The organism is Streptomyces sp. NPDC014991 (assembly GCF_043080665.1).
Taxonomy (GTDB): Bacteria; Actinomycetota; Actinomycetes; order Streptomycetales; family Streptomycetaceae; genus Streptomyces.
Genome location: NZ_JBIBVY010000012.1, coordinates 160375 through 184046, shown reverse-complemented (window position 1 = coordinate 184046; position 23672 = coordinate 160375). Strand labels below are relative to the sequence as shown.

Here is a 23672-nt window from a genome sequence, read left to right as displayed (position 1 = left end):
GTTGCGCCACCCCCCGCCTGCGCATCCCGCCTTGTGATCGGTGCGTGCTCCCCCCCGGCTTCTTAGCGCCGGGGGGGGGCCCCGGGCGCCCCCCGCCGGCGGGGCCCACCGCCGTCCCCGTCGGCGGGGGAGCCCCCGTCGTGCGGTCCGGTGGTTTCATGCTGCATGCTGGGCAGTTCAGCAGGACTGACGGTCTTTCGAGAACTACCGAAGGTTACGGAGCGGCGCATGACGAGCACCTTCCCCAACATCTCCATCAGCACGGAGCGGTTGGTGCTGCGCCCCTTCGACGAGGACGACGTCCCCGCCCTGGCCGAGATGATGAACGACGAGCAGGTCGTCGCCTGGACCTCCGTCCCGCACCCCTACACCGAGGCCCACGCCCACGAGTGGATCACCCGCTCGGCCCCCGACGAGCGCACCGTGGGCCGGGGCATCGTCCTCGCCGTCACCGAGTTCCTCACCCAGCGGCTCGTCGGCATCGTGCACCTGAAGAACACGGACCGGCGCATCCGCTCCAGTGAGATCGCCTACGTCATCGCCCCCTGGGCCCGCGGCGAGGGGTACGCCTCCGAAGCCGTGCTCGCCATCGCCGAGTGGCTCTTCCACGACCAGAAGTTCGAACGCCTCGAACTGCGCACCGCCGCCGGCAACACCGCCTCCCAGCAGGTGGCCCAGAGGATCGGCTGCATCAGCGAGGGCGTGCTCCGCAACGCCTGGATAGCACGCGCCAGGACCGGGAACGGTTCCTGGGCCGAGGTGCGCACGGACGTCATCCTCTGGAGCCTGCTGCCGGAGGACCTCGCCGGAGTCGGCGGGCAGCAGGCGGACCCGGGCGGGTTCACGTCGTACCCGGACTGGAACTGAGCCCGCCGGCGCCCGGCCCCCGCACCCCACCGGGTACCCTCACGGAGCCCGCCCCGGGCCCCTTCGGAAGAGCAGCACGACCCACTGGAGACTGACGACGATGGCCGACCGGGTCACGGTGATCGGCTGGGACGGCTCGCCGCTGACCGCCGCGGCACGCGCCGCCCTCGGCGCCGCCACACTGGTGGCCGGTGCCGCCCACCACCTGGAACTCCCCGAGCTGCCCCCCACCGCCGAACGCGTCCGCCTCGGCAGCCTCGCCCTGGCCGCCCGCCGCATCGCGGCCCACCGCGGCACCGCGGTCGTGCTCGCCGACGGCGACCCCGGCTTCTTCGGCGTCGTACGCAGCCTGCGCGCGCCGGAGTTCGGCCTCGAGGTCGAGGTCGTCCCCGCGGTCTCCGCCGTCGCGGCCGCCTTCGCCCGCGCCGGCATGCCCTGGGACGACGCGCAGGTCGTCGTCGCGCACCCGCGCACCCTGCGCCGGGCCGTGAACGTCTGCCGCGCCCACACCAAGGTCGCCGTCCTCACCGCGCCGGGCGCCGGCCCCGCCGAACTCGGGCTCCTGCTGGACGGCGTGCACCGCACCTTCGTCATCTGCGAGGAACTGGGCACCGCACGCGAACAGGTCAGCGTCGTCACCTCCGACAAGGCGGCCGACCACATCTGGCGCGACCCCAACGTCGTCATCGTCATCGGCGGACCGGCCGGCGCGGGGGAGGGCGGCGGCTGGATCGCCGGACGCGATCCGGGCGCCGGCCCGCGCGGCTGGGTGCAGCCCGACGAGACCTACGGCGGCGGACTCGGCGAGGGCGAGACCGAGCTGCTGCGCGCCGCCCAACTCGCCCGGCTCGGGCCCCGGACCGGCGACCTCGTCTGGGACATCGGCTGCGGCGGCGGCGCGTTCGCCACGGAGGCCGCGCTCGCCGGAGCGGCCGTCATCGCCGTCGACCACGACCCGGCGGCCTGTGCCCGCACCGAGGCCGCCGGCCACCGCGGCGGCATCCAGCTCCAGGTCGTCCACGGCAGCGCCCCGCACGTTCTCGAGGACCTGCCCGAACCGGACGTCGTGCGGGTCGGCGGCGGGGGACCGGCCGTCGTCTCCGCGGTCGCCGACCGGCGCCCGCAGCGCATCGTCACGCACGCCGCGACCCGCGACGCCGCCGAACGCGTCGGCCGCGACCTGACCGAGCACGGGTACCGGGTCGAGTGCGCCCTGCTCCAGTCCGTCGAACTCGACACCCGGGCCTGGACGGAGACCGAGCGGAGTGTCGCGTTCCTGCTCAGCGGGGTACTGCCGGATCGCGCCCCGTGATCGGGTTGTCGTACCGCGCGCGGTAGGCTGGCCGATCGTTGTACCGCACCGGTGGCCCGAACTTCGTTCGCCAATGTCCGGAACGCACGCCCGTTTTGGGGTGGGTGTGGTACGGCGGACCGGAGGACGCGCAACGTGGCGCAGTCCACAGCGGACTGTCGCGGATCATGCTGTCGCGACGGCGCGACGGCCGGGACAATGCCACTGAATGGCTTTGTCGCCTTTTCCGGCGGGTCGTTCGTGCCGCTGGGCACGGACGCTCGTTCTTCACTGCGGGGCGGGCGGTGCGCCGTTCCGGGTGAGCGGGTCGTAGGAGCATCAACCGATGGGCGAGGGGTACGCATGACGGACACCGGCCAGGTCCCGGGCGAGGGGCTGCCGGAGAGCGCAGGCATGGTGGAGCAGCCGGGCGTTCCCCCGCACGGTGCGTACACCTACCTCTCCGAGGCTCCCGCCGAGGACGAAGACCTGCTGCTGCCGGGTGCCCAGGGCGCGTGGGGCAACGAAGTGCCACCCCCCGCCCCGGAACCGGTGGTGGAGGCCGTCCACGAGCCGGGCCCGCACGAGACGGCCGGCCGCGACACCGGGTCGGTCGACCTCAACGGTGTCCGCCTGCCCAGCTCGGGTCCGGCGTCGGTGCCACCGTCGCCCATCCTCTCGGCGCCGCACGATCCCGCGTCCGCGCCGCAGCCGCCGCGCCGCCCGCTGCACCTCGGCCCGCCGATCCCGGACGCCTCGGCGAGCCCGGTCCGTTCCCTCGCCGACCGCGGCCCCGCGGGAGCGCCGGTACGGCAGCCCGGAACGGCCGCCGCCGGTCCCGAGTACCTCGACGCACAGCCGCTGCGGGACATGGTTCCCCAGACCGCGGCCCCCTGGGGCGCGGCCCCGGCCCAGGCGCCGGCTGCCGAAACGGTTGACCCGGCCGAGCCGGCCGACGCGGCCCAGGCCGCGATGGCCCGCCTCGCCGGCCAGGCGGCGGCCCAGGCACAGCCGGCCGACGGCCACCGGAGCCCGGGGCAGGCATCTGTCGTGCACGCCCATGACGGCGTGCAGCCGGCCCACGGCCACGACGGCGTGTACACCACGACGGCCGGACAGGACGGCGGGGACACGCAGGCGGTGGCTGGGGCCGAGGACGCGCAGGTGCCCCTGGCGGAGGCTGCCGGTGGTGTCCAGGTGCCGCCGGCGCAGGCCGCAGAGGCGGGCGCCGAAGGTCTTCACGCACCGGTGGCCGAGGCTGCCGAGGATGTCCAGGTCCTGGTGGCACCCGGTGCCCAGGCGCCGGGCGGGCAGGACGGCGCGGTCGCCGAGGCCGCACACCTCCCGGTGGCGCCGGGTGCCGACAGCGTGCAGGTGGCCGAGGACACACAGGCTTCCGTGGCCGGCGAACACCTGCCCGACGGCACCCTCCCGGACGAGGTGTCCCCGGCGGGGCAGGCTGTGCCGGCTGCCGACGATGCCGTGGCCGAGGGTCCGGGGTCCGCGCCGGCCGAGGTCGCCGAGGCGCCGGGCGGCGCACGCGAGCCGGTGCACGCTCAGGGCGCCGAGACGGTCGCCGGGCAGGAAGCCTCCGGCCAGATGCCCCCGGTCGCACAGGCGCCGGTGGCGGACCCGGCCGCGCAGGGCGTTCCGGCCGACGAGGTGCCGGGGCACGCCGTTCCGGCCGAGGGGCCGGCCGGCGCGCAGCCCGCGGAGGCCACCCCGGTTGTCGCGGATGTCTCGGAGGCCGGCCCGGTGACCGCGACGTCGCCGGCCGGGACCCCGGTCGAGGCTGCCGGGACGGTGGCTGCCGAGGCGGCTCGGCCCGTCGTACCGGCCGAGCCGCACGCGGGCACGCAGCCGGACGCCGGTACGGAGCGCACCGACGCCGCGCCCGCCGAGGCCACCGGACACACCGGCGATGCCGCGCGGCCCACCGGCGACGCTGAGCCGACGGACGCCGAGCCCGCCGACGCCGCGCACGGTGCTGACGCCGCGTGGCCCCAGCCTCCCGCCGGCGTCCAGGCGCAAGCCGAGACCCAGGCGCCGCCCGTCGCCGTCGAGGCCGTGGTGGAGCCCGCCGACGAGGCTGGTGCCCCACACGCGGCCCAGGTCCCCGACGCGGTGGCAGCCCCGGACATCGCCCAGGTCCCCGACACGGCTCCCGCACAGGAGGTCGTCGGGGCGGTCGCCCAGGCCGCCGAAGCCGTCGCCCCGCAGGGTGCGGCCGGGCACCCCGGCGAAGCCGCTCCGGCCCGGCCGGGCCCGGCCGGGCCCGGCGTCGCACCGGTGGCCGAGCCCGCCGCGGGTCAGGCACCGGAGTCCGCCGCCCCCGCGCCTGCCGCCGCCCCGGCCCAGGAGGCGCCCCTCGCCGACGCGGCGCAGCCCGCCGTACCTGCCGCCGTCCCGGCCCAGGACGCCGTACCCGCTCAGGCCGTCGGTGACAGCGCCCCCGAGGCCGAGGCCGTGGCCCCGGCCGAGCCGGTGGAGCCTGAGCCGGTGGAGCCCTCCGTGCTCCAGGCGCAGGGTCCGCAGCTCGTCGAGTACGCCCCGCACGGCACCGAGGCCCCGGCCGCCCCCGCCGCCGACCGGCCCGCCGGCCCGCAGCCGCTGCCGCTGCCGCAGGCGCCGGACACGGCCGTACCGGACACCGCCGTACCGGACACGGTCGTACCGGACGCCGCGCACCCCGAGGTGACGGACCCCGCGGTAGCCGCCGCGCACACCCGAAGCCCGGAGCAGCCGCTGCCCTCGGCCATCCCGGAGCAGCCGCTGCCCTCCGCCGCCCCGGAGCAGCCGCACCCGGAGCAGCCGCAGTCCTCCGCCGTCCCGGAGCAGCCGCTGCCGCCCGTCATCCCGGAGGACCCGCACCCGGAGCAGTCGTTCGGGCAGTTCGTGCCGGTGCAGGGACAGGTGCCCACCACCCCGCACCTGGCGCCCACCCCGCCCCATCCCGTCGTCCTGCCCAGGGACGAACAGGTGGGTCTCCAGGGACCGCAGGAGCAGCCGGAGGCGGTGGCCACCGTGCCCGCGCCCCGCGAGGGCGAGCCGGCCGCACCGGAGGGGGAGCCCGAGCCCGCCCCCGATGCCGTACAGCACGCGGAGGACCTGCCGACCAGGGCCGCCGACCAGGAAGAGAGCACGGCCGCAGTGGCGGAACCACGACAGTCCACCGGCCCGGCCGCCCCCGGCTACGCCGACGCCGAGCGCGAGGCCGTCCTGAAGGTGATGCGCGAGCGCCGCGACATCCGCAACGGCTTCCGCAGCGACCCGATCCCGCACGAGGTGCTGCTGCGCGTCCTGGAGGCCGCGCACACCGCGCCCTCCGTGGGGCACTCGCAGCCCTGGGACTTCGTGGTCATCCGGTCCGCCGAGACCCGGCGGACCATGCACGAACTGGCGATGCGCCAGCGCGAGGCGTACGCCAAGTCGCTGCCGAAGGGCCGGGCGAAGCAGTTCAAGGAACTGAAGATCGAGGCCATCCTCGACACCCCGGTCAACATCGTCGTCACCGCCGACCCCACCCGCGGCGGCCGGCACACCCTCGGCCGTCACACCCAGCCGCAGATGGCGCCCTACTCCTCGGCGCTCGCGGTGGAGAACCTCTGGCTCGCCGCCCGCGCCGAAGGCCTCGGCGTCGGCTGGGTCAGCTTCTTCGACGAGCGGGAGATGGTCCGCGCGCTCGGCCTGCCCGAGCACCTGGAGGTCGTCGCCTACCTGTGTGTCGGGTACGTCGACGAGTTCCCGGACGAGCCCGAGCTGATGCAGGCCGGCTGGTCCAAGAGGCGCCCCCTGTCCTGGGTGGTGCACGAGGAGACGTACGGCCGCCGCGCCCTGCCCGGAGAGGACCCCCACGACCTGCTTGCCGAGACCGTCGCACAGATCCGCCCGCTCGACGCCAAGGCGCTCGGCGAGGCGTGGGAGCGTCAGAAGCGCATGACCAAGCCGGCCGGCGCGCTCGGCATGCTGGAGATCATCTCCGCGCAGCTGTCCGGGCTGTCCCGCCAGTGCCCGCCCCCGCTCCCGGAGCCCGCCGCCGTAGCGATCTTCGCGGGCGACCACGGCGTGCACGCCCAGGGCGTCACCCCCTGGCCGCAGGAGGTCACGGCCCAGATGGTGGCCAACTTCCTGGGCGGGGGAGCCGTCTGCAACGCCTTCGCCGCCCAGGTCGGCGCCGAGGTGTGTGTGGTGGACGTGGGCGTCGTCGCCGACCTGCCCGCCACTCCCGGCCTGCTGCCCCGCAAGATCCGCGGTGGCACCTCCGACATGACCACCGGCCCCGCGATGAGCCGCGAGGAGGCCAGGGCGGCGATCGAGGTGGGCATCGAGACCGCCCGCGACCTTGTGGCGGCCGGCAACAAGGCGCTGCTCACCGGCGAGATGGGCATCGCCAACACCACCGCGTCGGCCGCGCTGATCTCCGTCTACACGGGCGCCGATCCGGCGGAGGTGACGGGCCGTGGCACGGGTATCAACGACGAGACCCTGGCCCGCAAGACCGAGGTGGTCCGCCGCGCGCTGGAACTGCACCAGCCGGACCCGGCCGACCCGGTCGGCGTCCTCGCCGCCATCGGCGGTTTCGAGCACGCGGCCATGGTCGGCCTGCTCCTCGGCGGCGCGTCCCTGCGGACGCCGGTGATCCTGGACGGTGTCAGCGCCGGTGCCGCCGCGCTCGTGGCCCGCGCCATCGCCCCCGAGGTGCTGGCGGCCTGCATCGCGGGCCACCGCAGCGCCGAGCCCGGCCACGTCGCCGCGCTGAACAAGCTGGGCCTGCGCCCGCTGGTCGACCTGGACCTCCGTCTCGGCGAGGGCACGGGCGCGCTGCTGGCCCTGCCGCTGGTGCAGAGCACGGCCCGGGCGATGCACGAGGTGGCCACGTTCGACTCGGCGGGAGTCACCGAGAAGTAGACGTCACGGACATCACGGGTGGCCCGGTGTTCCGACTGCCGGACCACCCGTGTCGTCGGCCCTGTCCACACCGTAAAATCCGCACGTCAGGACCGCTCCGCAGTCGCAGCGGGCCCACCGCACCGCCGCAGGAGGAGCCGCCCCTCATGGCTGAACACCCCGCTTACCCCGTAGGCCTGCGTCTCTCCGGCCGCCGCGTACTCGTCCTCGGCGGCGGCCAGGTCGCCCAGCGCCGTCTTCCGGCGCTCCTCGCGGCCGGCGCGGACGTCGTCCTCGTCTCCCCCGAGGCCACCCCGTCGGTGGAGGCGATGGCGGACGCGGGCGAGATCACCTGGCTCCGGCGCGCGTACGAGGACGGGGACCTCGCCGAGGCCTGGTACGCCCTCATCGCCACCAGTGACACCGAGGCCAACGCGCGGGCGTCCGCCGAGGCCGAGCGGCACCGCGTCTGGTGCGTGCGCTCCGACGACGCCGACCGGGCGACGGCGTGGACCCCGGCGACCGGCCACAGCGAGGGTGTCACCGTCGCCGTGCTCACCACCCACGCGCGCGGACGGGACCCCCGGCACACCGCCGCCATCCGGGACGCGGTCGTCGAGGGCCTGCGCGACGGCACCCTCGTCGCCCCGCACCACCGCACCCGCACCGCCGGCGTGGCCCTGGTCGGCGGCGGCCCCGGCGACCCCGACCTGATCACGGTCCGTGGTCGCCGGCTGCTCGCCGAGGCGGACGTCGTCATCGCCGACCGGCTGGGCCCGCGCGACCTGCTGGCCGAACTCCCGCCGCATGTCGAGGTGATCGACGCGGCGAAGATCCCGTACGGCAGGTACATGGCCCAGGAGGCCATCAACAACGCGCTCATCGAGCACGCCAAGCAGGGCAAGGCGGTCGTCCGGCTCAAGGGTGGCGACCCGTACGTCTTCGGCCGCGGCATGGAGGAGGTGCAGGCGCTCGCCGAGGCCGGGATCCCGTGCACGGTGGTCCCGGGTATCTCCAGCTCGATCTCGGTGCCGGGCGCGGCCGGCATTCCGGTCACCCACCGGGGCGTCGCCCACGAGTTCACCGTCGTCAGCGGCCATGTCGCCCCGGACGACGCACGCTCCCTGGTCGACTGGCCGGCGCTGGCCAGGCTCACGGGCACCCTGGTGGTCCTGATGGGCGTCGACAAGATCGGGAAGATCGCCGAGACCCTCGTCGCGCACGGCAAGTCCCCCGAGACGCCGGTCGCCCTGGTCCAGGAGGGGACGACGGCGGCGCAGCGGCGCGTGGACGCGACCCTGGCCACGGTCGCGGAGACGGTACGGACCGAGGACGTCAGGCCCCCGGCGGTCATCGTCATCGGCGAGGTCGTGCGCGCCGGCTCCGGGACCGTGGCATGACCGTGGCCCGATCACACCCATGACCCGCGGTGGTCCCACCCGTTCCCAGTCGTTCCCAGCACATCCAGGACAAGGCAGTATCACCCTGTGGCCGATCTCATCACCCTCGACGATCCCGACGACCCGCGCCTGGCCGACTACACGGGCCTGACCGACGTCGAGCTGCGCCGCAGGCGCGAACCCGCGGAGGGCCTGTTCATCGCCGAGGGCGAGAAGGTCATCCGCCGGGCCAGGGAAGCGGGTTACGAGACGCGCTCGATGCTGCTCTCTGCCAAGTGGGTCGACGTCATGCGCGACGTCATCGACGAACTCCCGGCCCCGGTGTACGCCGTGAGCCCCGACCTCGCCGAACGCGTCACCGGCTACCACGTGCACCGCGGCGCCCTCGCCTCCATGCAGCGCAAGCCGCTGCCGACGGCCGGTGAACTGCTCCGCACCGCCCGCCGGGTCGTCGTCATGGAGTCGGTCAACGACCACACCAACATCGGCGCGATCTTCCGCTCGGCGGCGGCCCTCGGCATGGACGCGGTACTGCTGTCGCCCGACTGCGCCGACCCGCTGTACCGGCGCAGCGTCAAGGTCTCCATGGGTGCGGTGTTCTCGGTGCCGTACGCCCGCCTGGAGACCTGGCCGAAGGGACTGGAGTCGGTCCGCGAGGCCGGCTTCACGCTCCTCGCCCTCACGCCGGACGAGAAGGCCCGCACCCTTGACGAGGCCGCGCCGCACACCAGGGACCGGGTCGCCCTGATGCTCGGCGCCGAGGGCGACGGGCTGTCCGCACGGGCGCTGGCCGCCGCCGACACATGGGTACGCATTCCTATGTCGCACGGCGTCGACTCGCTCAACGTGGGCGCGGCCGCCGCGGTCGCCTTCTACGCGGTGGCGACAGGCCGACCGCATCCCTGACCTCGCCCTGACCCGCCGGGGTCATGATGCGGGCGGACCCGGCCGTCACCCGTCGTACCCGGCCGACCACCTCGACGCCGCTCCCCGGCGGGCTGTCACACTCGGCCGGGCCGGCTGGAAGCCCCTCCCCGTCCGGCCCGTCATGCCTGGCCCGCCGCCTTGGAAGCCCGTGCCCGGGCGGTCCGTCGTGCCGGGCCGCCCGAGGCTTCTCCCCGGCGGTGTCTGCCGTCCGAATGGTCCCGCCCGCGGGGCCGGTGCTCACCTGCCGGCGTCGCGGCTCAACGTCGACACGTACCGGTCGGACATGAGCTTGCCGCTGTCCAGCGGCGGGTAGCTCGGCTGCGCGTCCCGCTGCCGCTGTACGCCCCCGTCACGGCCGTCGCCGCCCAGCCCGCGCGCCGGCCCCTGGCAGCCCTGGGCCACCGCGATCCCGAGCGCCACCAGCAGCGTCACCACCACGAACACGAACAACCGCTGCCGCAGCAGCCGCGGATTGGCCGGCCGCCGCACGCTACCCGACGGACGCTGCCCGGGCCGCCGGGAACCGCTGCGCGGAGCGGACCGGCCGCCGCTGCCGGAGCGCGGGGCACCACCGCGCGGCACCGGCGTGGAGCGTGCCGTACCCGGCCGGGCCGCGGCACCCGAGCCGCGCGCACCGCCGCCCCCGCGCGAGGCCGCCCCGCCGCGGAACGGCACGTCGCTCCGCGAGGACACCCCGCCGCGCGACGGCACACCGCCCCGGGAGGGGGCGCCCCCGCGCGGCAGCGGCGTACCGGAGGAGGTACGCCGCTGGACGCGCTGCTGTTCGGGATAGGTGTCGGCGAGCCGCCCGGTGGGCCGGTCCGCCTCGGCGGCGCGCGGCGCCGGCGGCCGGACGCCGTCCAGGCCCTGCGCCTCCCGCGCGGCGATCTCCTTGAGCCGCAGCGACAGCTGGAGCGTGCTGGGCCGGTCCTCGGGATCCTTGGCCAGGCAGGCCCGGATCAGCGGGGCCAGCGCGTCCGGTACGCCGTACAACTGCGCTTCCTCGTGCACCACCCGGTACAGCATCACCTCGGAACTGCCGTGTCCGAAGGGAGAGTCACCGGTCGAGGCGTACGCCAGGGTCGCGCCGAGGGAGAACACGTCCGTCGCCGGGGTGACCGCCGCGCCGCGGACCTGCTCGGGCGCGAGGAAGCCGGGGGAGCCGACCGCGGTGCCCACATGGGTGAGGGTGGAGGCACCGGTGGCCCAGGCGATGCCGAAGTCGATGATCCGCGGCCCCTTGGGGGACAGCAGAATGTTGGACGGCTTCAGATCCCGGTGGACGACACCCGCCTCGTGCACGGCGACCAGTCCCTCGGAGAGGGCCGCGCCGACCGCCGCGGTGTCCGCCGCGCAGAGCGGGCCCTCGTCGGCGACCTTGTCGTGCAGGGACGGGCCGGGCACGTACTGGGTGGCGAACCAGGGCCGCTCGGCCTCCAGGTCCGCGGCGACCAGCCGGGCCGTGCACCCGCCGCGGATGCGCCGGGCCGCCGACACCTCGCGCGCGAACCGCGACCGGAACTCCTGGTCCTCCGCGAGGTCGGGCCGGATCACCTTCAGCGCGACGCGCTGCCCCTTCTTGTCGGAGCCGAGATAGACCACGCCCATCCCGCCCGCGCCGAGCCGTCGGTGAAGCCTGAACGAGCCGACGACGCGCGGGTCCTCGCGCCTCAGGCGCATCATCGCCATGTTCATCCCCGCTGCCCGGTCCCTGTGACGTGGCACAGCTTACGTTTCCACGGCCGCCTGCGCGCAGAGGCCGCGCTCTCTCGGCCCGGCGGATTGGGTACGCCGTTCGGGGGAGGTGAAACCCGGTCAGGAAAGCCTGGGAGACGGCACCTTGACGGAACGTGTCACACCAACCCACGTGCACGGCAGGGAGGTTGGGTTCACGTGACGGTGCCGGGCGTGGCGCGGTACGGTCGTCGGCGAGGTGCCGCCGACAGCCCGCGCGCCTCACCGCGCACCGGATCACGCTCCACCTCCCGACCCCCTCACAGCCCGGTCGGGGGTGACCGATGTCACTCCGCCGGGCGTGCCGGACGCGTCGGACATGCCCGGACACAGCGGGCGCGCCCCTCCGGGAAGACCCTGAGAACCGGACCCGCGCCTCCACCCAGGGGAGTAGTCCGCAGGTCGTGGCTCATCCTCCGGGAGGCCCGGCAATCGGTACGAGGGCATGACGCCCGGCATCCGCCGCGCGCCTAGATTTGAGGTCAAGCGGCGGGTGCAGCACTCGTCCCCCGAGGTCAGACACCCGCCGCTGCGATGACAACCGAAACGGTCAGGAGAGGGACCATGGCCCACACGGCACCGCGACGCACCGCGTTCGCATCCCGCCGGACGGGTCGTCGCCACCCACTGGTGGCGACGCTCATGGCCCTTCCCCTGGCGGCCCTGATCCTGCTCGTCTTCGACGGCTGGGAGACAGTGGCCACACAGGCGTCGTCCGTGGGTGCGATGCTGGGGCGCTGAGCGGCGCCCCCAGGCCCGGAAGAGCGGTCCGGGCGGGGACATCTATCCATGAAACCCCGTGGGGACGGGGGTGCGGCGGACGGCACAGATGCCGGCGCAGCTGGGGAGCTGCGCCGGCATTAGCCGTGTCCCACGCCCGAACGAGCCGCGCCGGCACCGGCAGTCCCCCTCCGCGAACGACGTACGTCGGCCAAGGCGGACCCCCTCCACGTACGACCCACGCCGCCATGAGCCGACCCCTCCGCGAGCGAGCGGCGCCGGCATCTGCCGGTGCCCCTCCCGGGCACCGCCTCCGCCCAGGGACACTCGGCACCGCCCACCCACGCCCGCCCGGTGCCGGCCGCCACCCGGCCACCCCCGCCCGGTACCCTCGGCCCGAACAGCCCACCCCACCGAGGCAGCCTTGACCGCAGACGCGTCCGCCCCCTCCCTGATGACCGTGCTGACCGCGGAGGCGACAGCCGCGGCGCACCCGTCGTCCCGCGCCCTCACCACCCCCTGCGCCTGCGTCAGCACCCCCCTCGCCGACCGGCAGGACGCCACGGTCGTGCGGCATGCCGGTACCGTCGCCAAGGCTCACGCACCGGACACCGGGCGCACCGCGCTGATCAGGCGCCTCACCACGGCCGCCGATCACCCGGACGTGCTGCTTCCCCCGCTCACCCCCGCCCCGGCCACCCTGTGCGACCGCCTGGTGACCTTCTGGCCGTACGGAGTTCCGGTGGACCCGGACGACCCGGACGCGGCCCCCTGGGAGGCCGCCGCCACCCTCCTGGCGAACCTGCACCGCGCCCCCCTGCCCGCCGGCCTCCCCCCGATGAACGGTCCCGCCAAGGCCGCTCGCGCCCTCGCCCGGCTCCACACGGCCCTCCGTGCCACCACCGCCCCCACCGGTCACCCGGCCGCCCGTCCCGTCCTGGACGCCTGGGCCGGCCTGCCCGCCTGGGCCCGCGCGAAAGCGCCGATGCCCGGTCCGCCGGCCCTGTGCCACGGGGATCTCCACCTCGGCCAGCTGGTCCGGCATCCGGCACCGGACGGCCCCTGGAAGCTGATCGACGTCGACGACCTGGGGGCCGGCGTCCCGGCCTGGGACCTCGCCCGTCCCGCCGCCTGGTACGCCTGCGGACTCCTCCCGCCCGACGAGTGGACCCGCTTCCTGACCGCCTACCGGCACGCCGGCGGCCCGGCCGTACCCGCGGACGGCGACCCCTGGACCGCCCTGGACGTGCCGGCCCGTGCCCTCACCGTGCAGACGGCCGCGCTCGCGCTGACGAAGGCGCTCGCGGCGGACCGCCCGCTGGACGAGGTGGAGCAGGCCCTGATCGACGCGTGCGCGCGGATGCCCTCCGTACCCCCCCGGCCGGCACCCGGTCCGTCGGACTAGGCTGCAACCGCCCGGGGCCGGACGGAGTCTGTCCTGGGGAAACACGAAGCAGGACCGATTGGCGAGGAGTTGAGCCGACCATGCAGTGTCCGAAGTGCCATGCGCCGATGCACACCTACAACCGCAACGGCGTTCAGATCGAGCAGTGCAGCGGCTGCCGCGGCATCTTCCTCGACTACGGCGAGCTGGAGGCGCTGACCCGCCTGGAGACCCAGTGGTCCCAGCCCGCTCCGCCGCCCCCGCCGGCCCCGCAGTCGTACCCGGCCCCGCCCGCGCCCGCCTGGGGCGCCCCGCACGGCGGTCACCACGGTGGTGGCCACGGTCACTACGAGCACCACCGTCACAAGAGCTTCGGCCACATGCTCTTCTCCAGCTGAGCGCACGAAGAAGCCCCCGGCCGTACGAGACGGCCGGGGGCTTCTTGCTGTGTGGACGATACTGGGATTGAACCAGTGACCTCTTCCGTGTCAGGGAAGCGCTCTCCCGCTGAGCTAATCGTCCGCGGGCCGTGACCCATGAGTCACAGGCAGTGCGCGATACTGGGATTGAACCAGTGACCTCTTCCGTGTCAGGGAAGCGCTCTCCCGCTGAGCTAATCGCGCGGGACGGATCATGCCGTACAGACCGGCGGATCCAGTGGACGATACTGGGATTGAACCAGTGACCTCTTCCGTGTCAGGGAAGCGCTCTCCCGCTGAGCTAATCGTCCTTGGAGGTGGAGACGGGATTTGAACCCGTGTAGACGGCTTTGCAGGCCGTTGCCTCGCCTCTCGGCCACTCCACCAGGAGTGTAGGGGATCGGGACGACCCCTTCTTCCTTCGAGCGGACGACGAGGCTCGAACTCGCGACCTCAACCTTGGCAAGGTTGCGCTCTACCAACTGAGCTACGTCCGCCTGTCGTTTCGGTGCGCTTCCGCGCCCCGGCGACGTGTTGAACTCTAGCGGATTCCCGGTCCAGTACAAAAACGCGTTTGCGCAGCGTGCTGCCGTGTCCCCGCCGGAGCGGCCGGTCCCCGCCCCCTCCGGGACATCCCGAGGTCGACTTTCGGACACCCGCCCTAGACTCGACCACGTGCTCCACCACCCTCCTCTGGCCCGCTTCGGCGACCGCGTCGCCACCGGCCTCCTCGACGTCACCAGCGATCCGGCCGCCCTGGACTCCACCGGCTTCTGGGCCGTCTGCGCGGACTTCGAGGGCCGGCTGACCTGCGCCCGCTTCGCGGACGTACGCGAGGAGCCGGTGCCCGCCCCGGTGCCGGGCGCCTGGCGGGGCCCGGCACGGGGGGAGTGGGCCTCCTCCCTGGACCGGGCCGCGTACACGGCGGCCGTCCGCAGGATCCGCGAGCACATCGCGGCCGGCGACGTCTACCAGGCGAACCTCTGCCGGGTGCTCGGCGCGCCCGTCGCCCTCGATGCCGACGTCGACGCCCTGACCGCCCTGCTGGCCCGCGGCAACCCGGCGCCGTACGCGGGCACGGTCCGCCTGCCGGAGCACGGAGTGGAGATCGCCACAGCCTCGCCCGAGCTTTTCCTGCGCCGGGACGGCCGCGTCGTCGAGTCGGGGCCGATCAAGGGCACCGGGCGCACCGAGGCGGACCTCCTGGAGAAGGACTACGCCGAGAACGTGATGATCGTGGACCTCGTCCGCAACGACATCGGACGCGTCTGCGCGACCGGCAGCGTGACCGTTCCCGACCTGTGCGCCGTGGAGAAGCACCCGGGCCTCGTCCACCTCGTCTCCACCGTGCGCGGCGAGCTGCGCGAGGACGCCGGCTGGCCGGAGCTGCTGGCCGCCGCCTTCCCGCCCGGCTCGGTCACCGGCGCGCCGAAGCCGAGCGCCCTGGAGATCATCGCGGCACTGGAGACGGCCCCCCGCGGCCCGTACTGCGGCGGCATCGGCTGGGTCGACGCCGACCGGGGCACCGGCGAGCTGGCCGTGGGCATCCGCACCTTCTGGATCGACCGCGCCGACGGCACCCTGCGCTTCGGCACCGGTGCCGGCATCACCTGGGGCTCCGACCCCGAAGGGGAGTGGCGGGAGACCGAGCTGAAGGCGTCCCGGCTGCTCGCGGTAGCGTCGGGATCGTACGAGGACACGGAAAGGGCGCTCACATGAGGATCTGGCTGGACGGCGGGCTGCGGGACGCGGACGCCGCCAGGGTCTCCGTCTTCGACCACGGGCTGACCGTCGGTGACGGCGTCTTCGAGACCGTGAAGGCGGTCGACGGCAGGCCGTTCGCGCTCACCCGGCACCTCGACCGGCTGACCCGCTCGGCCCGCGGCCTCGGCCTGCCCGATCCCGGCCAGGACGAGATCCGCGAGGCCTGTACGGCCGTGCTCGCGGCCAACCCGATGCCGCTCGGCAGGCTGCGGATCACCTACACCGGCGGCCACGGCCCGCTCGGCTCCGACCGCGGTGCGCACGGCCCGACCCTCGTCGTCGCCGTCGGTGAGGTCATCCGCCGCCCGGACACCACCGCGGTGATCACCGTCCCGTGGACCCGCAACGAGCGCGGCGTCCTCACCGGCCTGAAGACCACCTCGTACGCGGAGAACGTCGTCGCCCTGGCCCGCGCCCACCGGCACGGCGCCTCCGAGGCGCTGTTCGGCAACACGGTCGGGCAGCTCTGCGAGGGCACCGGGTCCAACGTCTTCGTCGTCCTCGACGGCGAGATCCACACCCCACCGGTCGCCTCCGGCTGCCTGCCCGGCATCACCCGCGCCCTGACGGTCGAGTGGACGGGCGCCAGGGAGACGGACCTGCCGCTGGACGTCGTGCGGCGCGCCGACGAGGTGTTCCTGACCTCCACCCTGCGGGACGTGCAGGCCGTGCACCGGGTCGACGGCCGTGAACTGTCCTGCACACCCGGCCCGGTGACCGCGAAGGCCATGCGGATCTTCGACGAGCGGTCCGGGCAGGACCTGGATCCCTGACCCCGGTCGAACAGGCTGACCCGAGGGGGCCGTCGCGGGTAGAACAGCTGTGATGACCACGACCCTGCGGCCGGTCGAGCCGCTCCAGCAGCACCCCGACGGCACTCGTTCCCGCCGATACCAGGTGTGCGTCAACAGCCGTCCCGTCGGTGAGATCCGACTCTGCACCTCGCCGGACCTCGGCGACTCGGTGGCCCGCATCGTCGACCTGTGGATCGCCGAACCCGACCGGCGGCGCGGCCGGGGCACCGTGGCCGCGCTCGCCGCTGAGGAGGTGGCGCGCGGCTGGGGCTGCACCCAGATCGAGACCAGCGTGCCCGCCACGGCGGACGCCGGGCTGCGCCTGCTCGGGGCCCTCGGCTACACCGTGCGCAACCGCCGCATGGAGAAACGCCTCGGCACCAGCCCGCCCGGGCTGCCGCCGGCCGGCCGTGCGCGGCCCATGACCGAGGCCGAGTTCGACGCCTGGCGGGAGACGGAGAGCGAGCGGTACACGCGCACGTGGAGCGAGCGGGGCGTCCCCGAGGCCGCGGCCCGCGCCAAGGCCCGCAACGACCACGGACGGCTGCTGCCGCACGGGCTCGCGACCGACGGCATGCTCTTCAGCGTGCTGGAGCACGAGGGCAGCCGGGTGGGCATCCTGTGGGTGGCCATCCGGGAGAACGAGGCGTTCGTGTTCGACGTCGAGACCGACGCGGCCCACCGCGGCCGGGGACACGGCCGTACGCTCATGCTGCTGGCGGAACGCCAGGCGATCGAGGCCGGCCGGCCGGTCCTCGGCCTCAACGTGTTCACGGGCAACACCCCGGCCGAGCGGCTGTACGCGTCACTGGGCTACGAGCCCGTGGCCCACTCCCTGACCAAGCCCCTGCTGTAGGGGAACCGGCCGGCCCCGCCGGGGAGTCCGGTGAGCTTTCGGAAAAGGTCAGGAATGACCGGAAGGGTCCGGGCGGCCGCGGCGTGCCGGGAGGGGCCGGGGCGCCGGCGCGCCGCTCAGGCCGTCCCGTCGGCCAGCAGCCGGTCCACGATGTCCGCGATGCGTTCGCGCAGCCCCTCCTGGCTCTTGCCGCCGTCGAGGCGTTCACCGCCGACGACGTACGTGGGGGTGCCCGTCACGCCGATCGCCTTGCCCTCGGCCTGGTCGGCGTCGACGACCAGGATGTGCCGTCCGTCGATCAGCGCGGTGTCGAACTCCTCGGCGTCCAGTCCGAGTTCCCGGGCCACCTCGACCAGGAGGGGTTCGCCCCTGCGGTCCAGCTCCTCCACCCGCTCCAGCACGGCCTCCACGTACGCCCAGCCCTTGCCCTGCTCCAGCGCCTCCTCGGCGGCCTGGGCGGCGGCGAAGGCGTGCTGGTGCTTCTCCAGGGGGAAGTGCCGCAGACGCAGTTCCAGCCGGTCGCCGTAGCGTGCGCGCAGGGCGCGGACGTCGTCGAGGGCGCCGCGGCAGTCGGGGCACTGAAGCTCGCACCAGACGTCGAGGACGGGGGTGTCGGTGCGTACGGCTGAGGAGTCGCTCATGCGCCCCAGTCTTCCAGGCGGGACCCGGGCGACCCAATCGGGACACCGGAGCACCGGCCGGGACCGGCACGTGGCTCCGGGGGGGCACGGCCGGCACTCCAGGAGGAGCCGACCCGGAGATGTCCCTGATGTGTGCCCGGAGCATGGCATCGCGGGGACGCGGCGGTGCAGGATGGAAGGGACGAACGAGCCCTGCCAGGAGGACCGGATGATTGCCGAGACCGTCTGCTCCGCCGTGTCCGCGGCGGGCCTGGGCATTGCGGTGGTCACGGCCTACCGCAAGCGGTATCTGGCCGCGGTCCGCCTCGCGGCCTACTCCCTCGTGCCGGTCGCCCTGGTGATGACCGGGATCGTCGGCTGGCTCGCCGGCACCGCCCTGAGCCCCACCGCCTGGGCGGGCTTCGGCCTGCTGGGCGCGGCCTGGCTGCTGCTCGCCGGCACGCGTGCCGTGGAGCGCCGGCGCGCAGGTGCCGGTTCCGCGCGCAAGGCGGCCCGGAAGGCCGGACCGGAGGCGGTGGCCCCGGAGGCCTCGGCGCCCTCCCTCGGCCAGGGGCGGCCCGCGCGCCCGGCGTCCCGACCCGCCGCCGCGCCCCGTCCGGCCGGCCAGGGAGACGACTTCAGCGATATCGAGGCCATCCTCAAGAAGCACGGCATATGACAGTCACATGACTCGCTGAAACGACACAGTGGGTCCGGGGGCGTCCGGAAACGTTCACCACTCGAACGAGACCTCACGGCATTCGGCGAACTCCCGCAAGATCCCTGAGCGGTGATCGCGTAGGGGGTCCCGAGTACGCCATCATCTGCCGCGAGATGCTGGACACACCCCCACAGAGCGAGGCCGCGCCGCCGAAGGACGAGCCGCGCGGATGCCTCTTCGCCCTATCCCAGCCACCGTTGATGATCTTCCTAGCGGTGATCGGGTGTCTGCTCCTCATGGCTGCGCTGCACGACCTGCTGTTGCTGTGAGCCGTACACGTCCGTCCCGGCGCCACCCGCCGGGACCGACGTCGCACCGGACGCCGTACGTCTCCTCCGTCTCCTCCCCCTCAGCCCGTCGCCTCCTTGCGCCGGGCCCGGTAGGCGGCGACATGCAGCCGGTTTCCGCAGGTCCGGCTGTCGCAGTAGCGGCGTGAACGGTTGCGGGAGAGGTCGACGAAGGCGCGCCGGCAGTCCGGTGCCTCACAGCGCCGCAGCCGTTCCTGCTCCCCGGCCACCACGAAGAAGGCGAGCGCCATCCCGCAGTCGGCGGCGAGATGGTCGGCGATCGAGGCGCCCGGCGCGAAGTAGTGGACATGCCAGTCGTAGCCGTCGTGGTCCGTGAGACGGGGGGTGGTTCCCGCCGCGGCCACCAGCTCGTTGATCAGCGTGGCCGCCGACCGGGCATCGGGGGCCGCGAAGACCGACGCGAACCGTCCCCGGATGCGGCGCACCGCGGAGAGGTCGAACTCCGACAGCACGCCGACGTCGCTGATCTGGTGGTTCCGTACGAACTCCGCGAGAGCCCCGAGGTCGGGCAGCCCGTCCGTCGCCGCGTCCTCCTCCGGCGCGGAGTTCACCAGATCCACCACGGTGTCGAGGGCGCACCGGGTGTCGTGGGTGATCAGCACGTTTCGCTCCCTGGCCTGGGGGTCGGGCGGACGCCCGCCGATGCTGGCCGATGGTAGCGACAACCGCGCCCGGCGTACCGTCCACCGCCCGTCCCGGCCGCGGGCGACACCCCTCACCGCCGGCCGGGTGCCCTGCCGGCCGCCCCGCGACAGTCGGCCCGCACAGGCCGGCGCCGTCCCCCGCGATCGCTCACGGTGACGGCGCCGGCCCGTGCCGTATGCGGTTGTCCTGGCCCGAGCCGTCTCCCCGAGTGGACGGCACCGGGCTGCTTCGAGGGGCCGCGACCTAGCTCTCCGCCAGGATGTGCGACAGCTCCTGGTCAAGATCGAAGTGCCGGTGCTCCGTGCCGGGCGGCACGGCGGCGTCGGTTCGCTTCAGGAAGGACTCGAGGGCCCGCGCCGGGGCCTCGAGCAGGGCCTCCCCCTCCGGGGAGCTGAGGGCGATGCACACGACGCCCTGACCATGACTGCGCGATGGCCAGACGCGGACGTCTCCGGTGCCGGTGGGCCGGTGCAGCCCTTCGGCGAGGAGGTCGCGGGCGAACACCCACTCGACGGTCTCCTCGGCTCCGGTGTGGAAGGTGGCGTGCACGGCGTAGGGGTCGGCCGTGTCGTACCGCAGGCCTGCGGGGACAGGCAGGGAGGACTCGCTCGACACAACGAGGCGCAGGTGCAGCTCGCAGCTGACCGTGGTGTTCATAAGCGCCAGGGCCTTTCGCTCAGTGTGCGCTCGGGGATTCGCACGTCGGCGAAATCGACATGCCACCTACGGTGCCGTTGTAAACCCCTCTGAGGGTTTTGCGTGTGTTTACGTAACTCTTCCGGCCGAGAACTCGTACCGGATCCAGGACCATTCCGGTGACTGATTCACTACGGTAGGGTTTGTCTGTATGAATACGGGGAGTGACGATCTTGGCGAGGTCGCGGTGGCGGCGGACGATAAGAAGGCGGACGGGGACGTGGGCGAGGAAGGTGCCGAGCAGGGGCTCGGCTCCCGTGCGCCCGAATACGTCAGGGAGCGCCGGCTCCTGCACCTGAGCTGGCAGGTCGGTGTCTTCGTGATCGGGCTGGCGGTCGTCGCCGCCGGCATCGTCATGCTGCCTCTGCCGGGTCCCGGCTGGGTGGTGATCTTCGGGGGCATGGCGATCTGGGCGACCGAGTTCGTCTGGGCCCAGCTCGTGCTCCGCTGGACCAAACGCAAGGTCACCGAGGCGGCCCACCGGGCCCTCGACCCGAGGGTGCGGCGCCGCAACATCACCCTCACCGTCATCGGGCTCGTGATCATCGGTGTCCTCGCCGGGTTCTACCTGTGGAAGTTCGGCGCCGTCATGCCGTGGAAGATCAAGGACCAGTGACACGGGGGCGGCGCCGACGGTCCCGCCGCCCCGTCCCTGGTTCGGAAGCACCCCCTGACTTGGGGTAATGTTCTTCCTGCGCCCGGGCGATTAGCTCAGTGGGAGAGCGCTTCGTTCACACCGAAGAGGTCACTGGTTCGAACCCAGTATCGCCCACCCGGACCGACGGCCCGCCTGCGACAAGCAGGTGGGCCGTCGACGTGTTCGCCCCCTTCGGGGCAGTGCCGGAACGACCGACGGCAGGCCGGCACCCAGCCCCCGGCACGACCGACGGGCACGGCCGGTCCGGGGCCCCGGACGAGGGGAGCCCGGGGCGCGTACGGAGGGACCCCGGATCGCGCATGAGGGGACGGGTGGGGCGGTCTGCCGGGACGGCCGGGACGGCACGTCAGTGGCCCGAAGCGGTCAGCGGTCGCCCGAACACGCAGGCGTGGGGGAGTGTCCGGCGCCGGCGATCGGTGGCGCCTGAGGTGGTGTCTCGACGTAGGCGGTCGGCCGCGCTCGGACAGCGCTGAGAAGCGCCCGGCGTACGGTGGCCGGCAGAGCCGGGAGCGGCGCTTCGGTGTGGGCCGTCGGTGAGACTCCGAGGACGTTCGAGAGTGTCCGGCGTCCGGTTGGTCGGCCGGGGCCGGAACGGCGCCTCGATGCGGGGTGGCGGCCAGGGACGTGCGGGGTACCCCGGCGTCCGCGACGTCCCGGAGTGGCACGTCAGCGGCGTGAAGCCTGGCGAGCGGCGCAGCCCGGGGCACCGTCCCGCGGTGCCGGCGTCCCGGCGGTCGGCAAGGTCGGCAGCGGCTTCCCGGTGGCTGGGGGTGACGAGCGGTTGGCAGGTCGCCGAGTGATACCGCTGCGCCCTGGGGCGTCCCCGGGTGGCGGCCCAGCGCCACCGGGGCGCGGTGGGCGGCCGCCCGCCCACCGCCCGACTCCCGACCGCTCGACCACCCCCACCCGCCGGCCCCGCGGGCCTCCCGGTCCCTGCGGGCCTCCGGCCTCCCGGCTCCCCGGTCGCCCAGCCCCGGGCCTCCCCGCCTCCGGCTCCCCGCCTCCGGCTCCCCGCCTCCGGCTCCCCGCCTCCGGCTCCCCACCTCCGGTTCCGTGCCCCCGGCTCCCCGCACGCTCGCCCAGCCGGGGGACCGGGCGTGCGGCATGAGGATCGTGGTCGGACTGCCGTGCGTCGGCAGGAGGCCTCGCTTCCGCGCAGGCCGGCCGCCGTACAGCCCGCAGGGACACGCACCTTGCGGGCCTGGGATCGCTCTCCGCACCTGCTCCAGCCAGGGGGGGCACGAGGTCACGAGCCCGTTCGCCACGCGGCCGGCCGACCAGCCAGCCGCCGAGAGTGCCGGCCCCCCGGCTCCACCCCACACCCCGTCGACCCCCACCCCACCAGCGAGAACACCCAACAGACCCGCCGTCACCCCGGCGACCCCAAGGGCGCGCCCCTGCCGTTTCGCCAGAAGATCCTGTGTGAGTCATTGACGCACCCCGGATCCGTCCGTAGCTGTGCCAGCAAGCGCTTGCCCGAAACGATTCATGAACGCTTCCGGGAGGGCCGGCCGTGCGGACTTCCGGGAACGGGACGGTGACGATCCGTTACGCCAGGTGGGGTGCCGAGGAGCGGGCCAAGAAGATCAATCACAGCATCGCGCTGTTCGAGGAGAAGTCTCCGAGGGTCACGGTCAAGACCGATTTTCAGACGTATGAGTCCTTCTGGGAGAAGTTCCGCACCCAGGCCGCGGGCGGAAATCCCCCGGATGTTTTCCAAAGCGCCGTCACTTTCCTGCGGAAGTACGACAAACGCGGAATTCTCCTCGATCCACGGTCGCAGGCGCAGGCCGGAAATCTGAGCCTGGATCAGTTTCGGGAGAACGTCACGAAGGTGGGCGAGGTCGACGGTAAGCAGCTCGGAATTCCCGTCGGTTCGAACACCATGCCCTCGTCGTCGACAAGAAGGCCTTCGGGAAGGCCGGCGTCGCACCACGCCCCGGCTGGACCTGGGACGAGTACTTCAAGGCGCTGAAGACCGTCCACGACAGGACGGGTGTCCCCGGGGACACCGGCTACTTCACCGTCATGTACCTGTACGACCTCTACCTCCGCCGGAACGGCAGGGCGTTCCTCACCGACGGCGGACTCGGTCTCGACAAGGCGGACCTGACGGCGTGGTGGACGGACGGCTGCAACCGGGTCAGGGCCGGCATCGTCACCGACCCCAAGACCGTCGCCCAGGACAAGCCCAAGTCGTCCCTGTCCGCCGGTCACGGCGCCCTGCGAGTTCCCCTGGGGCAACTTCACCGTCCGCTACTCCGCGGGCGGTGCCGTCGCCGGTCCCGCCTGACCCGGACCGGGGAGCGCCGTCGCACGGGCTGCGGCGCTCGTGCCGGGCGTGACCGTCCTCCGATGCGGGCGGCCGCCGCGGGCACACTCACCCCATGGACTGGAACCACTACCGCTTCCGCAGCCTGTGGCCCCTGCCCGCCCCGCCGGCCGCGGTGTACGCGGCGCTGGAGCGCCCCGAGGACTATCCCCGCTGGTGGCCCCAGGTGCGGGAGGTGACCCGGCGGGACGGCCGCACCGGCGTGATCACCGTCCGGTCCGTGCTGCCGTACGGCATCACCCTCGCCGTGCGGGAAACCCGCCGGGACCCGTCCGCCGGCGTCCTGGAGGTCGCGCTCTCCGGCGACATGGAGGGCTGGGCGCGCTGGACGGTCACCGCCGGCGGCCCCGGCGCGCTCGCCCGCTACGACCAGGAGGTCGACGTGCGCAAACCCCTGCTCAGACTGCTCGCCGTACCCGGACGGCCCGTCTTCCGCGCCAACCACCGGCTGATGATGCGTGCCGGACGGCGGGGACTGCGGCGGCACCTGCGAGCGGTTTGAACGAACGGCGCCCGGACCTGTATGGTTCAGTGCGTTCCCGGGCGATTAGCTCAGTGGGAGAGCGCTTCGTTCACACCGAAGAGGTCACTGGTTCGAACCCAGTATCGCCCACCGGGAGAGAGCCGGTCCGCAACAGCGGACCGGCTC

The 23672-nt window shown here is 73.9% G+C and carries 19 protein-coding genes, 7 tRNA genes and 1 pseudogene; 18 read left to right on the top strand and 9 right to left on the bottom strand.

Annotation, left to right across the window (positions count from 1 at the left end; genetic code table 11):
* Nucleotides 1-228: 228 nt before the first annotated feature.
* From ACF1BE_RS20505 to ACF1BE_RS20485, 5 genes are all read left to right on the top strand, one after another.
* Nucleotides 229-867, top strand: a complete 639-nt coding sequence (locus ACF1BE_RS20505; protein ID WP_392200464.1) for a GNAT family N-acetyltransferase — start codon at nucleotides 229-231, stop codon at nucleotides 865-867.
* A gap of 100 nt (nucleotides 868-967) precedes the next feature.
* A complete protein-coding gene (gene cbiE / locus ACF1BE_RS20500) occupies nucleotides 968-2179 on the top strand; it encodes a precorrin-6y C5,15-methyltransferase (decarboxylating) subunit CbiE (protein ID WP_392200463.1) in 1212 nt (403 codons plus the stop codon).
* Between the two features lie 342 nt (nucleotides 2180-2521).
* Entirely contained in the window at nucleotides 2522-7066 is a 4545-nt protein-coding gene (cobT, locus tag ACF1BE_RS20495; RefSeq protein ID WP_392200462.1) for a nicotinate-nucleotide--dimethylbenzimidazole phosphoribosyltransferase, read from the top strand.
* Nucleotides 7067-7212: 146 nt separating this feature from the next.
* Complete coding sequence (gene cobA, locus ACF1BE_RS20490) at nucleotides 7213-8445, top strand: uroporphyrinogen-III C-methyltransferase (RefSeq protein WP_392200461.1); 1233 nt, start codon at nucleotides 7213-7215, stop codon at nucleotides 8443-8445.
* 87 nt (nucleotides 8446-8532) lie between these two features.
* Entirely contained in the window at nucleotides 8533-9351 is an 819-nt protein-coding gene (locus tag ACF1BE_RS20485) for a TrmH family RNA methyltransferase (RefSeq protein ID WP_392200460.1), read from the top strand.
* Nucleotides 9352-9609: 258 nt separating this feature from the next.
* Here the strand turns inward: ACF1BE_RS20485 and ACF1BE_RS20480 are convergent, their stop codons facing one another.
* Nucleotides 9610-11067 (bottom strand): serine/threonine-protein kinase, encoded by a 1458-nt coding sequence (locus tag ACF1BE_RS20480; RefSeq protein WP_392200459.1) that lies wholly within the window; start codon nucleotides 11065-11067, stop codon nucleotides 9610-9612.
* A 603-nt stretch (nucleotides 11068-11670) separates the two neighbouring features.
* On the opposite strand from ACF1BE_RS20480, the gene ACF1BE_RS20475 reads away from it, so the two are divergent.
* The 3 genes from ACF1BE_RS20475 (at nucleotide 11671) to ACF1BE_RS20465 (ending at nucleotide 13608) form a co-directional block, all read left to right on the top strand.
* On the top strand, nucleotides 11671-11847 hold the full coding sequence (locus ACF1BE_RS20475; RefSeq protein WP_392200458.1) for a hypothetical protein: 177 nt from the start codon (nucleotides 11671-11673) through the stop codon (nucleotides 11845-11847).
* A 403-nt stretch (nucleotides 11848-12250) separates the two neighbouring features.
* The gene (locus tag ACF1BE_RS20470; RefSeq protein ID WP_392200457.1) at nucleotides 12251-13231 is read left to right on the top strand and encodes a phosphotransferase family protein; all 981 of its coding nucleotides are present in this window, start codon (nucleotides 12251-12253) and stop codon (nucleotides 13229-13231) included.
* 80 nt (nucleotides 13232-13311) lie between these two features.
* Complete coding sequence (locus tag ACF1BE_RS20465) at nucleotides 13312-13608, top strand: zf-TFIIB domain-containing protein (protein ID WP_392200456.1); 297 nt, start codon at nucleotides 13312-13314, stop codon at nucleotides 13606-13608.
* Nucleotides 13609-13660: 52 nt separating this feature from the next.
* Here ACF1BE_RS20465 and ACF1BE_RS20460 read toward each other — a convergent pair.
* The 5 genes from ACF1BE_RS20460 to ACF1BE_RS20440 form a co-directional block, all read right to left on the bottom strand.
* A tRNA-Val gene (locus tag ACF1BE_RS20460) sits at nucleotides 13661-13732 on the bottom strand.
* Between the two features lie 29 nt (nucleotides 13733-13761).
* Nucleotides 13762-13833: transfer RNA gene (locus ACF1BE_RS20455), tRNA-Val, on the bottom strand.
* Nucleotides 13834-13868: 35 nt separating this feature from the next.
* Nucleotides 13869-13940: transfer RNA gene (locus tag ACF1BE_RS20450), tRNA-Val, on the bottom strand.
* 1 nt (nucleotide 13941) lies between these two features.
* Nucleotides 13942-14015 (bottom strand) — tRNA-Cys (locus ACF1BE_RS20445).
* A 38-nt stretch (nucleotides 14016-14053) separates the two neighbouring features.
* Nucleotides 14054-14126: transfer RNA gene (locus tag ACF1BE_RS20440), tRNA-Gly, on the bottom strand.
* 178 nt (nucleotides 14127-14304) lie between these two features.
* Between ACF1BE_RS20440 and ACF1BE_RS20435 the strand changes: the two genes are divergently transcribed.
* Genes ACF1BE_RS20435 through ACF1BE_RS20425 form a run of 3 tightly spaced genes read left to right on the top strand, consistent with a single transcriptional unit; the run spans nucleotide 14305 to nucleotide 17043 of the window.
* Nucleotides 14305-15348, top strand: a complete 1044-nt coding sequence (locus tag ACF1BE_RS20435; RefSeq protein WP_392200455.1) for a chorismate-binding protein — start codon at nucleotides 14305-14307, stop codon at nucleotides 15346-15348.
* A complete protein-coding gene (locus ACF1BE_RS20430) occupies nucleotides 15345-16166 on the top strand; it encodes an aminotransferase class IV (RefSeq protein WP_392200454.1) in 822 nt (273 codons plus the stop codon). The genes ACF1BE_RS20435 and ACF1BE_RS20430 overlap by 4 nt, the downstream gene beginning before the upstream one ends.
* Nucleotides 16167-16218: 52 nt before the next feature.
* Entirely contained in the window at nucleotides 16219-17043 is an 825-nt protein-coding gene (locus ACF1BE_RS20425) for a GNAT family N-acetyltransferase (protein ID WP_392200453.1), read from the top strand.
* Nucleotides 17044-17159: 116 nt separating this feature from the next.
* Here the strand turns inward: ACF1BE_RS20425 and ACF1BE_RS20420 are convergent, their stop codons facing one another.
* Nucleotides 17160-17684: a DsbA family protein gene (locus tag ACF1BE_RS20420; RefSeq protein ID WP_392200452.1), complete on the bottom strand. Its 525-nt coding sequence runs from the start codon at nucleotides 17682-17684 to the stop codon at nucleotides 17160-17162.
* Nucleotides 17685-17892: 208 nt separating this feature from the next.
* Here ACF1BE_RS20420 and ACF1BE_RS20415 point away from each other — a divergent pair, with 208 nt between their 5' ends.
* Complete coding sequence (locus ACF1BE_RS20415) at nucleotides 17893-18342, top strand: hypothetical protein (protein WP_392200451.1); 450 nt, start codon at nucleotides 17893-17895, stop codon at nucleotides 18340-18342.
* A 155-nt stretch (nucleotides 18343-18497) separates the two neighbouring features.
* Entirely contained in the window at nucleotides 18498-18653 is a 156-nt protein-coding gene (locus ACF1BE_RS20410; RefSeq protein WP_392200450.1) for a hypothetical protein, read from the top strand.
* Between the two features lie 80 nt (nucleotides 18654-18733).
* On the opposite strand, the gene ACF1BE_RS20405 is transcribed toward ACF1BE_RS20410, so the two are convergent.
* Together ACF1BE_RS20405 and ACF1BE_RS20400 are read right to left on the bottom strand one after the other, a co-directional pair.
* Nucleotides 18734-19294, bottom strand: coding sequence for a CGNR zinc finger domain-containing protein (locus ACF1BE_RS20405; protein WP_392200449.1), 561 nt, complete (start codon nucleotides 19292-19294; stop codon nucleotides 18734-18736).
* 286 nt (nucleotides 19295-19580) lie between these two features.
* Nucleotides 19581-19994: an SsgA family sporulation/cell division regulator gene (locus ACF1BE_RS20400; RefSeq protein WP_004002642.1), complete on the bottom strand. Its 414-nt coding sequence runs from the start codon at nucleotides 19992-19994 to the stop codon at nucleotides 19581-19583.
* Nucleotides 19995-20184: 190 nt separating this feature from the next.
* On the opposite strand from ACF1BE_RS20400, the gene ACF1BE_RS20395 reads away from it, so the two are divergent.
* The 5 genes and pseudogenes from ACF1BE_RS20395 (at nucleotide 20185) to ACF1BE_RS20375 (ending at nucleotide 23636) form a co-directional block, all read left to right on the top strand.
* Nucleotides 20185-20649 carry a TIGR02611 family protein gene (locus ACF1BE_RS20395; RefSeq protein WP_392200448.1) on the top strand — a complete coding sequence of 155 codons (465 nt, stop codon included), beginning with the start codon at nucleotides 20185-20187 and terminating at the stop codon, nucleotides 20647-20649.
* 84 nt (nucleotides 20650-20733) lie between these two features.
* Nucleotides 20734-20805, top strand: a tRNA-Val gene (locus tag ACF1BE_RS20390).
* A 1408-nt stretch (nucleotides 20806-22213) separates the two neighbouring features.
* Nucleotides 22214-22963, top strand: a pseudogene (locus ACF1BE_RS20385) (ABC transporter substrate-binding protein); the annotation flags it as partial.
* Nucleotides 22964-23078: 115 nt separating this feature from the next.
* Nucleotides 23079-23525, top strand: a complete 447-nt coding sequence (locus tag ACF1BE_RS20380) for an SRPBCC family protein (protein ID WP_392200447.1) — start codon at nucleotides 23079-23081, stop codon at nucleotides 23523-23525.
* Nucleotides 23526-23564: 39 nt separating this feature from the next.
* A tRNA-Val gene (locus ACF1BE_RS20375) sits at nucleotides 23565-23636 on the top strand.
* Nucleotides 23637-23672 lie beyond the last annotated feature (36 nt).

Bases quoted from the DNA above. Each gene is read 5' to 3' on its own strand.
- ACF1BE_RS20475 (WP_392200458.1), top strand. From the start codon at position 11,671: ATGGCCCACACGGCACCGCGACGCACCGCGTTCGCATCCCGCCGGACG.
- ACF1BE_RS20420 (WP_392200452.1), bottom strand. From the start codon at position 17,684: ATGAGCGACTCCTCAGCCGTACGCACCGACACCCCCGTCCTCGACGTC.
- cobT (WP_392200462.1), top strand. From the start codon at position 2,522: ATGACGGACACCGGCCAGGTCCCGGGCGAGGGGCTGCCGGAGAGCGCA.
- ACF1BE_RS20465 (WP_392200456.1), top strand. From the start codon at position 13,312: ATGCAGTGTCCGAAGTGCCATGCGCCGATGCACACCTACAACCGCAAC.
- ACF1BE_RS20430 (WP_392200454.1), top strand. From the start codon at position 15,345: ATGAGGATCTGGCTGGACGGCGGGCTGCGGGACGCGGACGCCGCCAGG.
- ACF1BE_RS20480 (WP_392200459.1), bottom strand. From the start codon at position 11,067: ATGAACATGGCGATGATGCGCCTGAGGCGCGAGGACCCGCGCGTCGTC.
- ACF1BE_RS20410 (WP_392200450.1), top strand. From the start codon at position 18,498: ATGCTGGACACACCCCCACAGAGCGAGGCCGCGCCGCCGAAGGACGAG.
- cobA (WP_392200461.1), top strand. From the start codon at position 7,213: ATGGCTGAACACCCCGCTTACCCCGTAGGCCTGCGTCTCTCCGGCCGC.
- ACF1BE_RS20505 (WP_392200464.1), top strand. From the start codon at position 229: ATGACGAGCACCTTCCCCAACATCTCCATCAGCACGGAGCGGTTGGTG.
- cbiE (WP_392200463.1), top strand. From the start codon at position 968: ATGGCCGACCGGGTCACGGTGATCGGCTGGGACGGCTCGCCGCTGACC.
- ACF1BE_RS20425 (WP_392200453.1), top strand. From the start codon at position 16,219: ATGACCACGACCCTGCGGCCGGTCGAGCCGCTCCAGCAGCACCCCGAC.
- ACF1BE_RS20415 (WP_392200451.1), top strand. From the start codon at position 17,893: ATGATTGCCGAGACCGTCTGCTCCGCCGTGTCCGCGGCGGGCCTGGGC.
- ACF1BE_RS20395 (WP_392200448.1), top strand. From the start codon at position 20,185: ATGAATACGGGGAGTGACGATCTTGGCGAGGTCGCGGTGGCGGCGGAC.
- ACF1BE_RS20400 (WP_004002642.1), bottom strand. From the start codon at position 19,994: ATGAACACCACGGTCAGCTGCGAGCTGCACCTGCGCCTCGTTGTGTCG.
- ACF1BE_RS20380 (WP_392200447.1), top strand. From the start codon at position 23,079: ATGGACTGGAACCACTACCGCTTCCGCAGCCTGTGGCCCCTGCCCGCC.